Here is a 13,981-nt window from a genome sequence, read left to right as displayed (position 1 = left end):
GCCACTGCCGAACCGCGAACAGATGTCCAGGCGAAGCGCTTGGGCAAAGACATTAGCCGGCTATGGATTAGCCGTAGAGACCCTTGTAGGTCTCGCGCAGCAGGTTCTTCTGCACCTTGCCCATCGTGTTGCGCGGCAGCTCATCGACGAAGATCACCTGCTTCGGGTGCTTGTATTTGGCCAGCTGGCCGGCAATGGCGCCAACGATCTCGGCCCCGGTGATCTGCGATGCCGGCGCCCGCACCACGACAGCGGTGACGCCTTCGCCGAAATCGGGATGGGCAATTCCGATGACGGCACTTTCCAAGACGCCGGCAACGGCGTCGATCTCGCTCTCGATCTCCTTGGGATAGATGTTGTAGCCGCCGGAGATAATGAGATCCTTGCCGCGGCCGACGATGTGGACGTAGCCGTCCGCGTCGATGATGCCGAGGTCGCCGGTGATGAAGAAGCCGTCCTTGCGAAACTCCGCCTTGGTTTTTTCCGGCATGCGCCAATAGCCGGAAAAGACATTCGGACCTTTGACCTCGATCATGCCGACTTCACCCTGGCCAAGCGCATCGCCGCTGTCAGGGTCGGCGATGCGCAGCGAAACGCCGGGCAGCGGGAAGCCGACCGTGCCGGCCCGACGCTCGCCCTCATAGGGGTTCGACGTGTTCATGTTGGTCTCGGTCATGCCGTAGCGCTCGAGAATGGCGTGGCCGGTGCGCTCGCGCCAGGCGTTGTGCGTTTCGGCGAGCAGCGGCGCCGAGCCGGAAACGAACAGGCGGATGTTCTTCGCCGCCTGGGCATCCAGCCCGTCCTGCTGCAGGAGCCTGGTATAGAAGGTCGGCACCCCCATCAGCACTGTCGCGCGGGGCAAGAGCGAGACGATGCGGCCGGCGTCGAATTTCTGCTCGAACAGCATCGAGGCGCCGGCCATCAGGGTGACGTTGGTGGCGACGAACAGGCCGTGCGTGTGGAAGATCGGCAGGGCATGAATCAGCACGTCATCCCCGGTGAAACGCCATTGCTCGACCAGCACGCGCGCATTGGAGGCCAGGTTTTCGTGGCTGAGCATGGCGCCCTTGGAGCGTCCGGTGGTGCCCGATGTGTAAAGGATTGCGGCCAGATCGTTCGGCCCGCGCGCCACGGCGTCGAAATCCGTGGGCTGTTGTGCCGCCAGTTCGGTCAGCGAGCCCTCACCATTGCTGCCAAGCGTGAAGGTGGCAGCACCCGACGCGTGCGCCAACGGCTCGATAGCGCCGGCGCGGGCCGGGTCGCAGACGACCAGCCGCGGCTCGGCATCACCGAAGAAATAGCCGAGTTCGGCCAGCGTGTAGGCGGTGTTGAGCGGCAGGAAGACCGCGCCGGCGCGCAGGCAGGCTAGGTAAAGGAAAATGCATTCGGGGCTTTTTTCGACCTGTACGGCAACGCGGTCGCCCGGCTCGAGGCCGAAATGCCTCAGCGCATGTGCCAGCTGTGCCGATTGCGCCAGCGTGTCGCCATAGGCGATCGCGCGTCCGTCATCGGTCGACATCAGGATGCGCTTGGAGGCTGAAATCCGGCCGCGGAACGCGTCGAGCAGGTGATTGGTCATGCGCATTTCCTAGAGATGGTGCCGAAAAGTGTGAAGCGGTTTCGGAGGACATCATGCTCTATCCCTTTGATTTAAAGCCGGATGGCCTTGGAACAAAGGAAACGATTTCGCCTCCGTCCGGCAAAAACGTGAAATCGGGTTTGCCGCCGATCAGATGGAGGCAAGCGGACTTGGATAACGGGCGATTTTGGATAGCGGGCGGATTTTGGATAGCGGACCGGAAGCGCTTCTATCTGCGGCTGCGCAGCGCCTTGGTGGCGCTCACGCGTGGATCGCCGCTGTCGTTGAAGCGCTCCATGCACATGGCTGCCGTCAGACGGTAGTGGCTGAGGAGGGCTTCAACGGCGCCATCGGCATCGCCATCCACCGTGCGCTCCGCAATCAGCCGATGTTCACTGATTTCGTCGCGCTCGCTGCCGTCCTGGGAGATCAGCCGGTAACGGGAGGCCTGATCCGAAAGCTGGTCGCAAAAGCCGGTCAGCCAATGCGAGCGGCAGCCTGCGATCAGTGCCCGATGGAAGGCGCGGTGCAGCTTTTCCCATTCCGGATTGTTCGAGGACGGATCCTCCGGCAAGCGGCGCGGGGCACGCGCCAGGCGATGCAAGGCCAGCACGAGCTGCTCTTCCCATTCGCCGGTGCGGTTGGCAATGGATTCACGCAGCGCCCGCTCTTCCAGCCAGCAGCGAGTGCGCGTCAATTCCTCGAGTTCCGGGGCACTGACCGGCATGATGAAGAAACCGCGCTGGTCGTGGCGGCCGAGCAGGCCTTCCGAAGCAAGTCGGTTGAGGGCCTCGCGAACCGGTGAGGCGCCGGCGCCGTAACGGGAAACCACCCATTCGACACGAAGCTTGCTTTCACTTTCAAACACGCCGCGCAGGAGATCGTCGCGAAGCTGTTGATAGACCGTACTAGCGAGTGTGCTCTTGGGTCCCGCGCCTTCGCTCACATCGGCAGATCCGTAGGTCAATATGACTCCTGTAGCTCTCCCATGCTCCGCTAGCCCGTTCGCGAAGCAAACGATTTCCCCTGTAAATTTACTGTAACTCCTAAGGCATCCGCCCCTCAAGCGAAAGATCACGATATTCGACTTAAAGAGGAAGGTTGACCGCATCTTATCCGCCGGAAGTAACTAAAATCGTGAAAAACTTGTTCTTCTGAAGAAAGTTTGTCTGCCAGCATGGCAGGTGCCCTCGAGAAACAGCTTCGAGATCCCGAATACGGATAATTTTTTCTTAACGCGCGTCATGCCGCCGGATTGACCTCTCCCCGCATGCAGATCCCTTCGGCAGTTATCCACTAGATTTATGGGCCAAAACTAGTGCCGGATGCCGCGATCCTGTCGCTTGCCGCGATGCCCTTGCGGCTGCCACCCGTTGACGGCTTTTTGGGAGATCGAAGGATCAGGCAGGGAGATCAGGCCGAGGAGAACCGACCAGCCGGGAACTTGCCCTGGAACTGATGTCAGCCGGCAGCCCGGTCGGCCGCGGTTCGGATGGCTTCTATATTGGCCCGGTAGGCTTCGACGCTGCCGCCCTTGAAGATGGCGGCGCCTGCCACCAGCACATCGGCGCCGGCTGATGTGACCAGGGGGGCGGTTTCCGGCGACACGCCGCCGTCGATCTCGATGCGAATCGGCCGGTTGCCGATCAGCGCTTTCACCCGCTTGACCTTGTCGACCATGGCCGGGATGAAGGCCTGGCCGCCAAAGCCCGGATTGACGGTCATGATCAGGATCAGGTCGAGCCGGTCGAGCACATATTCGATCGCACTTTCCGGCGTCGCCGGATTGAGCGATACGCCGGCCTTCTTGCCGAGACCCTTGATGGTCTGAAGCGAGCGGTCGAGATGCGGTCCGGCCTCGGCATGCACGGTCATGCCGTCGCAGCCGGCATCGGCAAAGGCGGCCAGATAAGGATCGGCCGGCGCAATCATCAAATGGCAGTCGAAAAAGGCCTTGGTGCGGTTGCGGATGGCCTTGATCACCGGCGGGCCGAAGGTGATGTTGGGCACGAAATGCCCGTCCATCACGTCGAGATGGATCCAGTCGGCGCCGGCCGCCGTCACCGCCTCGACCTCGTCGCCGAGCTTCGAGAAATCCGACGCCAGCACCGATGGCGCGATCAGGGTCTTCCTGCTCATGATGCGGCCCCTTTGGGCGCCCTGTTTGCGGGCGCGATCCAAACGTCTGCCTAGACCATGATCCCGAAAAGGGAAAGTCGGTATTTGTTGTGCTAGGAGCGGCCCGGCTGATGCCTTACCTGCTCGGCCTCGCTTCCGGTTATGGCCCAATTGGCGAAAACAGAAAGGAGAGCTCAGACGGGAAAGACCGTCTCTTCCATGCTGACGTCGCTGGACGGCTTTATCGAGGGACCGTCGGGCGACAGCGGCTTGCTGGTGTCCGAGGAAGATTGCACCGGCAATTCAACGACGAGATGCGGCGGACCCCGATCGCGCTGACGAAAAAAACCCGCCGAATCGCTCCGGCGGGGTTCTGAATTTTGACTCGTATCAGATCCTATGGCTTGAAGTTGGCCGCCGGATCCCTTTGCGGCTGTACCTGCGTCTGCGGCGTGCGCTTCGGTATGAACTGCTGAAGGACACCTGGATTGAGCAACAGAGTCGGATCGAGCGACGGCTGCTGCCGGATCGCCCTGCAGTTCGGGAACCGACCAACCGTGCCTTCGGGGCAGCGCCGCTTGATGATCGGCACGCACTGGCCGCCGACCATCTGCGAGCCCGGGGCGCAGTCTCCCACCTGCGGCCTCGGCTTGCGGCATGCGCCGTCGATCACCTGGGTGCCGCGCGGGCAAACACACTCGCCGCGCTTGTTGTGCACCTGGCCGCGTATGTCGCACTGTTCCAGCACAGGCTTCTTCTGCCGGCAGGCATTGCCTTGCACCTCGGTACCCCGCGGGCAGACACAATTGCCGTTGGCGTCGTGGACCTGGCCGCGGATCGAGCACTGCTCGGGCTTCGGCCGGATCGGCCGGCAGACCTTGCCCCTGACTTCTGTGCCGTCCGGGCAGACGCAATCGCCATTGGCGTTTTGGATCTGACCACGGATCGAGCATTGTTCAGGCTTTGGCCGGATCGGCCGGCAGGCTCCATTGCGCACCTCTGTCCCACGCGGGCAGACACAATCGCCATCGGCGTCATGAACCTGGCCGCGTATGCCGCACTGCTCGGGCTTCTGCTTGTCGCGCACGCAGGCATTTGCCTGTCGGTCGAGATGCGTACCTTCCGGGCAGTAGCAGCCATTGCCGTCCGACGTCGGGACCGAACCGGGGATGGTGCAGCCAGGCTTGTCGGTCTTGACGCAAGCGCCGTTCTCAAGCTCGGTTCCGCGCGGGCAGACACAGCGTCCATCCTCGGTGCGGATCTGGCCCTTGAGCAGCACGCAGGGCCTCGGATCCTTCGGCTGGATGATGACGCCGCCGTCGGGCGAGCACTGGCCGTTGCGGAACGTCGTGCCTTCCGGACACACGCACCGGCCGGCATCGTTCATGACGAAGCCTGGCGAGCATTCCTTCTTCACCTCGCGCTTGATGGTGAACGGATGGCAGGCATAGGCCTTGCCGCGATCGCCCTGGACGTTGGTCAGGTCGCCGGGCAGTACGTCGCCGCCGCCTTGCACCCTGGTGTCGGGAGACAAGACGCCGACGCAGTTCTGGCCGCTGACGTTGCCCCGCAGATTGACCAGGGGAGCGTCGGGAAGGACCACGGTGACCTTGTGCACATGGCTTTCCCCGGCGCCGAGCGTCAGGTTGGCAATGCAGGTCAACGGCAAGGTCGTCGGTTCGGGCGAGCAGCCAAAGGGCGGTTCGATCGAGGTGATCGCGACGCCTTGCAGCCGCCCCAGCCCGTCCACCCCGATCGCATCGCCGATGCGGACCGGACCGGAGAAGGCGGTCTGGCCATCATTGGTGATGGTGATCTCGAACGAGCAGGGTTGCCCCGGCTGGCACTCGGCATCGCCGGTCTTCTTGACGCTAATGGTGGACGTGCCGCCGCCCTTGGCGCAGGCATGGCCGATCGGGTAGACGATATCGTCTCCAGGGGCCGGGCCGTATGAGCCGCGTGCGCAGTTCTCGAACGCGCCATTGGCCAAGACCGTCACGTCGAAGTGCCTGGAGGTTCCGGGCGTCATCGCGGCGCCGGGTATCTGGCATGACAGCGCATTGGCCGGAACCGCTCCGCAGGCCCATTCCGCACCGTCGGGTGTGACGGTCTGGATCTGGACCGGCGCGCCACCCGATATCAGCGTGGCAGCATCGTTGACCCGCACCGGACCGGTGGGGGCAGAGGTGCCAAGGCTGATGACGGTGATGCGGCAGGAAACCACCGCCGCACCGGCGAGCGAGCCATTGCAGACCTTGGTGATGCGTAGGGTCGGCTTGCCGCCATTGGGATGACGGAAGCGTTCCTTGGCGCAGGCCTTGTTGTTGGTGAGGTCGACCTCACCGGGGACGGGCTTCAGCGCCGCGCAGTTCTCGACCGAATCCGACTGGTAGCCGGCCGGCATGACCCCCTTGACGACGATCGGCGTCGAGGCGCCCGGCATCAGCACGATGCCTGCATTGTCGCAGCGGAACTGGCCGGGACCGTTCGGTCCGCATGTCCAGGGCGGAGACGGGCCGAAGGTCGAAGAGGCCGGCGCGCCGCCCGGGTAATTGTCGATAACCGTCAGCGGCCCATTATAGGGGACGCTGCCATTGTTGATGATGTCGATCACGAAGTAGCAGATGCCGTCGGGCGTGCAGACCGGGATGCGGGCACGCTTCTTCAGGATCAGGTCGACCTTCTTGTCGACCGGGGGCCGGCAATCGCGGTCGCGGTCGCCACGCCGGCAGATCGGGATCGAGGCACAGCCGCGATCGTTCTGCTGGCTGCCGAACAGCGGCTTGCCGCTGGCGCCGTAGTTATAGGTGGCGCAGTTGCGCAGCGCGCTGCCTTGCCAACCACCCGCCGGCTTGAAGCCGAGCTTGAGGTTGATGGAGGCCCCCGGATTGAGCGTGGTCACCGGATAGGTGCACGTCATCGGGGTCACGCCGGGCATGCATACCCAGGGCGGATTGGGCCCTGAATCCAGAGTCGAGCCGGCCGGCAGCGTCACCTCGTCGAGCACGATCTTGCCGTGATACGGCCCGTCGCCGACATTGGTGACCTTGATGGTGAAGTCGCAGCCGCCGCCCATCGTGCAACGCGTCACGTCGGCGCGTTTCTCGACCTTGAGGTCCGGTTCCTTGTCCTTGGGCGGACATCTCAAGTCACGCGGGATGACGATGTCGATGGTCTGCGTGCAGCATAGTCCCCAGCCCTCCTTCGGGCCGGCATAGGTCTCGATGCCGGTGACGATGAGGTGGATGACGTCGCCGGGCGACGCACCGACGATCTTCCAGTTCAGCACACCGCCGCCCGCCGGCACCAATTGCGTGTCGGGGATGATGGTGATGCCTGGGGTCGTCGTCGATACCTGCACCCATTTGCCGCCCATCTCCGGGCCGACAGGCATGTGGTAGATGAACGCGCCGCCGCCTTGCACGCAATCGACCGTGCCGCGCTCCACCTTGAAACATTCCCGGTCGGGAGGCGGAGGCCGCTTGTCACAGTTGGTGAGGTCGATCTTGATCGAGGTCTTGGCCCCGGTCTTGTAGTCGCCGTCGTCGGGCTTGCCCGGATCCTGCGACGGGATGATGGCGCCCGTGCCGACGCCCGGCGTCACCTTGATCATGCCCTGGTTGTCGACGATGGTCGGCGAAGGAAACGCCGCATGGTCGATCTTGGCGGTGATCTTGAAATTGATGACGCGTTCATTGCCAGCCCCAGCGCCGTCGAGATCGGTGGTGGAAATCCGGAAATCGGAAACCGTTGCCGTATCGTTCGGATTAGCCGAGGTGCTGATTGTCGCACCCGGCAGCGGTCCGCCAGACGCATCCGTGCCGTCGCCGGACACGTTGACGTTGACGATCGCAAGACCGTGCGGAAGCTGATCCTTGAAGTCGAGTTGGAGTTTCTTCAGCCTGGCCGAAAAGCTTGGGTCGGCAAAGCCTTGCGAGTCGCCGCGCAGGCCAAAGCTCAGGGAGTAGACGACGTAGTCGCAGCTCCTCTGTGTGCCTGTTTTGGTGAAGAACGGCACGATCCGTTCCGGCCTCGGATTGACGATTTTTGAATTGTCGAGGTCGAGCCGCAGTTCCGGAGTGATCGGGACTGCATCTTCGGCGTGGCTTGCCACAGGGGTGAACATGGCGACCGCGATACCGGCCGCCATCAGCCAGCGCGCGCCGCGCCTGGCATATGACAGGGGTTTCATGATGGTCTCCATGACGTTGGATTGACTGCTGTTCGTGGTCGGGCAAAGTGCGAGATTTTTCATCTTCCCCTCCTCAACGTTCGCAGCTGACGGCTGGGGTTCTGAGCGGCAAAGTCATCTTGCAGCAAGGGTAGTAGCCACCCTTGTCCTTGTCGGACTGCCTGTAGAAGCAAAGTCCAACATCGACTCTGTCGCCCGGAGAATGGCCGGTGATGTCGACCGTGTAAGGCTTACCGGGAGCATGCGACTGGGGTGATGTCACCCCGACGCCTGGTGTCATGGACTGGACCTTGATCGAATCGCCGCCAAAGCCGGCATGGTCATGGAGATAGAGGTCGGCCTGGAGGCCGCGAGGCGTGCAGTAGAACTGAACATCCTCGACATCGATGCACGGAGGCAGATCGCCGGGCGGTGGGAAGCCCGGCGGATAGAACGGCGGCAGATAACCGCCTGGGATCTCTTCATAATAGCCGGCACGGCCGTCGCAGGGGTGCCAGACCTCGACGTCGCCGACATGGCCTTCCACTTCTGGGTCTTCGAAATAGCCGTCGAAGTCGACGAACCACGAGCCGAAAGGCGGCACGTTGGCCGGCTTGACCAACGGCGTCGGCGTGATCTGCACGCCGTGCACGGCAAGCGGCCCGCCGGCGGCGAGCTGGTCGGCAAGTGTCAGGTTGTCGCGCAGCTTGTCGCCGGTGTTGACCAGCGTGTCGGTGCACACGCCGGTGTCGAGATTGCCGTCGGCGTCATAGCCATATTGCAGGTCGAGCCCACCGGCCGACTGCCGGTTGCCTTGCGGGAAGCCGACTGCATATTCCTGCGGCTCTTCCACCCAGACCGATTCCGTCGCCGGATCGTCCGGGTTTTCGCGCCAGTAGCGGATGACCTCGCCCTTGCCGGAATCGGCGAACTGGCTGTAATCGTAGCGATTCTCGACCGGGCCGCGCTGCGCCAGATACATGAAGCCCTGGTTGTCGAAGGCGATGTCGGTGACGGCGTAGTCCTTGTCGGCCTTGACCGTCAGCTCCCAGCGCGGATCACCGGCAAAGCTGCCATCGCGGGCAATGCCAACCGACCAGATCTCGGCCTTTTCGCCGACCGAATAATAGAGCCGGCCGCCATGATAGGCGACGGACCAGACGCGGCGTTCGTCCTGCGTGTAGCCCCATGTGTCGGGGTCTTCCGAGTCGAAGGCAGCACCCTGTATGTCCATCACCGCACCGTCATCGGCGACGGGAGCCAGCCCATGCGCCGGCCGCCCGGCAACGCCGTGATCGAATGTGTCGATCAGCGTGCCGTTGGCGTCGAAGCGGTGGATGAAGCCCGTGTCGAGGTCGCTGGCGAAGAACTCGCGGTGATTGCTGTCGAAGCTGATGTCGCCGATGCCGGAACCGCTGTTGGTGTCAATGTCGGCGAATTTGGAGACCGCGCCGGTGATGCCGTCGATCTTCCAGATCGTGCCCGGACCGCCACCGCTTTCGGTGCCGAACTGGCCGTCCATGAAGACGGCGCCTGCGGTTCCGCGGCGCTGTCGCTCGGGCCGACCGTCGGCATCTTCGTCCGGGGTGACGATACGGATGCCGTGCAGCGAGGTAGCGCCGGCATAGAGGTTGGGGACGCCCGAGGGAACGCCGTCGCGCACACCGTCATCATAGGTGATGGCGAATACCTGGCCGATCTGTTCGGCCGTCACCTCGAAAGGCGGCGGCGTGTAGACGAGCTGGCCGGAAGCCGGTCCGCCGAGCGCCGAAACGTCGAAGACGCGCAAGGTGGCGCGCGTCGTGTCGATGAAGGTTTCGTCGACCGGGTCGACGCCGGGCGGCAGCCCCCCCCTTTCGGAATCGGCAGAGTCGAAATTGGGAATGACGGTGCCGGAAAATCCAGTGACCGCCATCGAGCCGGGATAGATGATCTGGGTTTCCTGCGCTTGGGCGGCTGTGTCCAACCAGAGCGTGGCGCTCAGCGCCAGGGCAAGCAAACCGCCGGCCAGATGGAGCGAACGGCGCAAACCGCCGCTTGGAGACGACATGGACGCGCCGCGATCGCAGGACATAAAACTCCCCCCGAAGTTTTCGGGAGGAACATCCGGTCCGGCCGCGCGAAACAGGGCAAGGCGCGGCGTTCCGGCACGTTCGTCCCTGATCGAATTGTCTGCTTTCCTCATCTTCACGATACGCCTGCTCCTGCGCAGGGTCAACGGAATCAGCCGAAAGCCCAGCGCATCGACTCCATCCCGAAGGCGGTGGTCGCGCTGAGCTTGCGTTGGTCCCGGAGACCGTGGAGCCTCTGGGGTCCTGGTCATGGGGGCATCCTTTCCGGCCCGCACCATGCGGCGCCTGGTCGTCAGTCGCAGGCTGAAGCGGAAAGGTTCATGCAAAACGGCGGCCGGGTCTGTCCGCCATTTCACATAGGCGCGGCCAATTCCTTGTGTCAACTCAAGGTGGAAAACAGTCTTGGCGCGCGAAAGACCGGCCGGCTTACTTACCGTCAGTGCCGGCTTCTGCTAGCGTCTTCCCAACCCTGGGGGGATCATGACACGCAGGCACTTCGTTCTCTTGCTGGCGGCGCTTTTTCCATGTGCGTTGCCGGTCCATCAATCCGTAGCCAAGACCTTGGTCTACTGCACCGAGGTTAGCCCCGATACGTTCGATCCCGCACTCGCCTCCGGATCCCGCGACGCCTCGGCCACCGCTCTCTACAACCGCATGGTCGAGTTCGATCCCGGCACCACCAAGGTGCGCCCCGGCCTTGCCGAAAGCTGGGAGATTTCCGACGACGGCCTCACCTACACATTCCACCTGCGGCACGGCGTGAAGTTCCACAGCGTCGAGGGTTTTACGCCGAGCCGCGACTTCAACGCCGATGATGTGCTGTTTACCTTCGACCGGCAGGCCAACGCGCAGAACCCGTTCAACAATTACGCCAAACGCCAGTACATTTACTTCGACGGCATCGGCATGCCGGATCTTGTCGCCGGTTGGCGCAAGCTTGACGACCATACTGTGGTGATGACGCTGAAGGCGCCGCATTCGCCGATGCTTGCCGACCTGGCGATGGATTTCGCTTCGCTCGTTTCCAAGGAATATGCCGACAAGCTCGTCGCCGAGAAGCGGCTGCTCGACCTGGCGCTGAAGCCGGTCGGGACGGGTCCATTCCAGCTTGTCGACTACCAGCAGGATGCAGTCATCCGCTACAAGGCCAATCCGGACTACTGGCGCGGCAAGCCGAAGATCGACGATCTCGTCTTCGCCATTGCCACCGATGCCAGCATTCGCATGGAAAAGCTGCGCGCCGGCGAATGCGATCTCATGCCCTATCCAAATCCGGCCGACCTGGAGGCGATCAAGGCGACACCCGGCATCAAGGTCATGCGGCAGGAGGGCCTCAATACGGGATACCTCGCCTTCAACACCTTGCAGAAGCCCTTCGACGATCCAAGGGTGAGGAAGGCGATCGCCATTGCCATCGACACGCAGGCGCTGGTCGACGTCGTATTCCGCGGCACCGGCGAAGTCGCACGCAATCCGCTGCCGCCAACCTCCTGGGCCTATGACAAGACGAGCCCCGATCATGTCTTCGACCCCGCTGCCGCCAGGCAGGGGCTCGCCGATGCCGGCGTAAAAGACCTGCACATGAAGATCTGGGCGATGCCGGTGCAGCGTCCGTATAACCCGAATGCGCAGCGTATGGCCGAAATGATCCAGTCCGACCTGGCAAAGATCGGTGTCAACGTGGAAGTCGTGACGTATGAGTGGACTGAATACCTTGCCCGCTCGAAGTCACGCGACCGCGACGGCGCCATGCTGTTCGGCTTCACCGGCGACAATGGCGACCCCGACAACTTCCTGTCGGTGCCGCTTGGCTGTGCCGGCGTCGGCACCACCAATCGTGCCAACTGGTGTTTTCCGGCCTTCGACGATCTGCTCAAGCAGGCAGCCGGGATCGTCGATCCCGCTGCCCGCGCAAAACTCTATTCGCAGGCGCAAGCGATCTTCAGGGAGCAGATGCCGTGGGTCGCTATCGCCCACTCCGTGGTCTCGATGCCGATGCGCGAACAGGTGACGGGCTATGTCATGGACCCCTTTGATCACCATGATTTCTCGGGCGTCGATATCAGGGAATAGCGTTCGGTGTCAGCGGCCGATCTCGATGTCTATGTGGAGAGCCTGCGCAATTTCCGCTTGGTGCGGAGCTACAGCATCGCGCAGCTGCTGCCTTACCTGGAACAGGCCGGATTGAAAGTGCGCCTGCTCGACCGGCCAGCCGGCCAGGATAGGGCGCCGGCGGCCTTTCTGCATGTCGACCTGACAGTCGTCCCGCCAACGTACCGCGGGCTCGGCCACCTCTACGACCGCACCATCAATGGTCGCGCGCTGTCCATCCACCGGTACCTTTATTCGACGCTGAAGCTGGAGGCAGGCGACAGTCACAAGGGGCCGGTTGTCGTCAAGACCGTCCTCAACTCCAGGGGTCGGCCAGAGCAGCGCTGGTGGCAGCATCGCAACGGCCTGACCAGGAGCGCGCATGTCATCCGCAAGCTCTTTGAACCCGGCTACAAGGACCGCCTGTGCCCGCCCTATCAAGTCTACCAGACGATCGGCGAGGTTCCGCGGGATGTATGGCGTAACAATCGCCTGATGGTCGAGAAATTCGCCTTCGATACCCTCGACCTGCCCATCGTCAAGCACCGCTACATGTTCCTGCTCGGCGCCGAGATCAACATGCGGCAGGTCTACGACGATGTGTTGTGCGCCGGCTCAAAAATCCTGAGCAATGAGGTGGGCGGCGCCGTGCCACCGGAAGTGCTGGCGGTGCGGCAGCGGCTCAACCTGGACTTCGGCGCCATCGACTATTTCATTGTCGATGGCAAAGGCGTTGTCGTGGATGCCAACAAGACCGTCGGCTCAAACCCTGAATGGCTGAAGAAAAACCGCTTTCGCCGCGAGTTCAACGATCGCATGGCCGAGGCGCTGATCGCCTTTGTCCGCGGCTGAGCGGCTCACCAGATCCAGTCGCCCTTGCCCAGCACGGCGACCGCCTCGACGATGCGGTTGAAGGAGGCGCGGGCCCGGTCGACCGTGTGCCTGGCCCTGAGATAGCCGTGCACCAGCCCCGGCTCCTCAAACCAGGCGGCATGGCCGCCGGCAGCGAGAAGGCGGTCGCGATAGGCCTCGCCGTCGGATGACAGCGGGTCGCATTGCGCGGTGATCAGCACTGTCGGCGGCAGATTGGTGAAATCGGCGTCGGCCAGTGGCGACAAGGTGACGTCGCCGGTCCGATCCACACCGCCGGTGCGGATGTGCTTGTAGAACTCGATATCGCGCACCGTCAGCATCGGTGCCTCGGCATGCGTCACATAGGATCCCTTCGAACGGTCGCCGAAAAGGCCGGCATAGATCAGCACCTGGCCGATCGGTCTTTTGGCATGACCGCGCGTTGCGTGGGCGACGGCCGCGCAGAGATTGCCGCCGGCGCTGTCACCGCAGAGCAGGACAGGTTGATCGTAGGTTTTGGCCGCCCATTCGAAGGCGTGCAGCGCATCGTCGAAGGCGGCCGGGTGCAGATGCTCCGGCGCCAGGCGGTAGTCGACGGAGACGACATCGAAGCCGGTCCGGGCGCATAGCTCGGCGCAGACATCGTCATGGCTGTCGAGCCCGCCGAGAATGAAGCCGCCGCCATGAATGTAGAGCACGATCGCGGCCCGGTTCGGGATTGCGCTGCGATAGATGCGGATCGGGATGTCGTGCGCCGCAATGATTGTCGTTTCCGCCGTCACGCCGTCGGGATAGCCGGCAAAGAACTCGCGGCACATCCGGTCATAGATCACACGCTGTTGAGCGATGGTGTAGTCGATCGTGTCCGGCGGATAATAGGAATTGGTGCGCTCGATGAAGGCCCAGGTCTCGGCGTCGATGAGGGTTTTGTAGTCGGTCATGCAGCTCCTTTACCTCCCCCTTGATGGGGGAGGTCGCCGCGAAGCGGCGGGTGGGGGTGGCGGCGCGACGTTCCATGCCAAAACTCGATCGATTCAAGCTGCAGTCTGCGCAAAGGCTTCGCGCGGCGATGACCGACGAGGAACGCATCCTGTGGCG

General features: G+C 63.1%; 8 protein-coding genes. 2 read left to right on the top strand and 6 right to left on the bottom strand.

Annotated features, from left to right (window positions below; all coding sequences use genetic code 11):
* Positions 1-67: 67 nt before the first annotated feature.
* The 5 genes from NKJ58_RS27060 to NKJ58_RS27040 all read right to left on the bottom strand — a co-directional run bounded on the left by NKJ58_RS27060 (position 68) and on the right by NKJ58_RS27040 (position 10,218).
* The gene (locus NKJ58_RS27060) at positions 68-1,579 is read right to left on the bottom strand and encodes a malonate--CoA ligase (protein ID WP_352854194.1); all 1,512 of its coding nucleotides are present in this window, start codon (positions 1,577-1,579) and stop codon (positions 68-70) included.
* A 229-nt stretch (positions 1,580-1,808) separates the two neighbouring features.
* The gene (locus tag NKJ58_RS27055) at positions 1,809-2,546 is read right to left on the bottom strand and encodes a GntR family transcriptional regulator (RefSeq protein WP_023668851.1); all 738 of its coding nucleotides are present in this window, start codon (positions 2,544-2,546) and stop codon (positions 1,809-1,811) included.
* A gap of 494 nt (positions 2,547-3,040) precedes the next feature.
* Positions 3,041-3,718, bottom strand: coding sequence for a ribulose-phosphate 3-epimerase (gene rpe / locus NKJ58_RS27050; RefSeq protein WP_023668852.1), 678 nt, complete (start codon positions 3,716-3,718; stop codon positions 3,041-3,043).
* Positions 3,719-4,094: 376 nt separating this feature from the next.
* Complete coding sequence (locus NKJ58_RS27045; protein ID WP_352854192.1) at positions 4,095-7,952, bottom strand: DUF7929 domain-containing protein; 3,858 nt, start codon at positions 7,950-7,952, stop codon at positions 4,095-4,097.
* A 10-nt stretch (positions 7,953-7,962) separates the two neighbouring features.
* Positions 7,963-10,218, bottom strand: coding sequence for a hypothetical protein (locus NKJ58_RS27040; RefSeq protein WP_352854189.1), 2,256 nt, complete (start codon positions 10,216-10,218; stop codon positions 7,963-7,965).
* Between the two features lie 202 nt (positions 10,219-10,420).
* On the opposite strand from NKJ58_RS27040, the gene NKJ58_RS27035 reads away from it, so the two are divergent.
* Both NKJ58_RS27035 and NKJ58_RS27030 read left to right on the top strand, forming a co-directional pair.
* Entirely contained in the window at positions 10,421-12,013 is a 1,593-nt protein-coding gene (locus NKJ58_RS27035; RefSeq protein WP_023819479.1) for an ABC transporter substrate-binding protein, read from the top strand.
* A 6-nt stretch (positions 12,014-12,019) separates the two neighbouring features.
* On the top strand, positions 12,020-12,883 hold the full coding sequence (locus NKJ58_RS27030; RefSeq protein ID WP_023684271.1) for a hypothetical protein: 864 nt from the start codon (positions 12,020-12,022) through the stop codon (positions 12,881-12,883).
* A 5-nt stretch (positions 12,884-12,888) separates the two neighbouring features.
* Here the strand turns inward: NKJ58_RS27030 and NKJ58_RS27025 are convergent, their stop codons facing one another.
* On the bottom strand, positions 12,889-13,824 hold the full coding sequence (locus tag NKJ58_RS27025) for an alpha/beta hydrolase (protein ID WP_023684272.1): 936 nt from the start codon (positions 13,822-13,824) through the stop codon (positions 12,889-12,891).
* Between the last annotated feature and the right edge of the window lie 157 nt (positions 13,825-13,981).

The organism is Mesorhizobium sp. M0139 (assembly GCF_040322455.1).
Taxonomy (GTDB): domain Bacteria; phylum Pseudomonadota; class Alphaproteobacteria; order Rhizobiales; family Rhizobiaceae; genus Mesorhizobium.
Note: the sequence above shows the minus strand (reverse complement) of the source record. Positions and strands in the feature narration are given on the sequence as shown.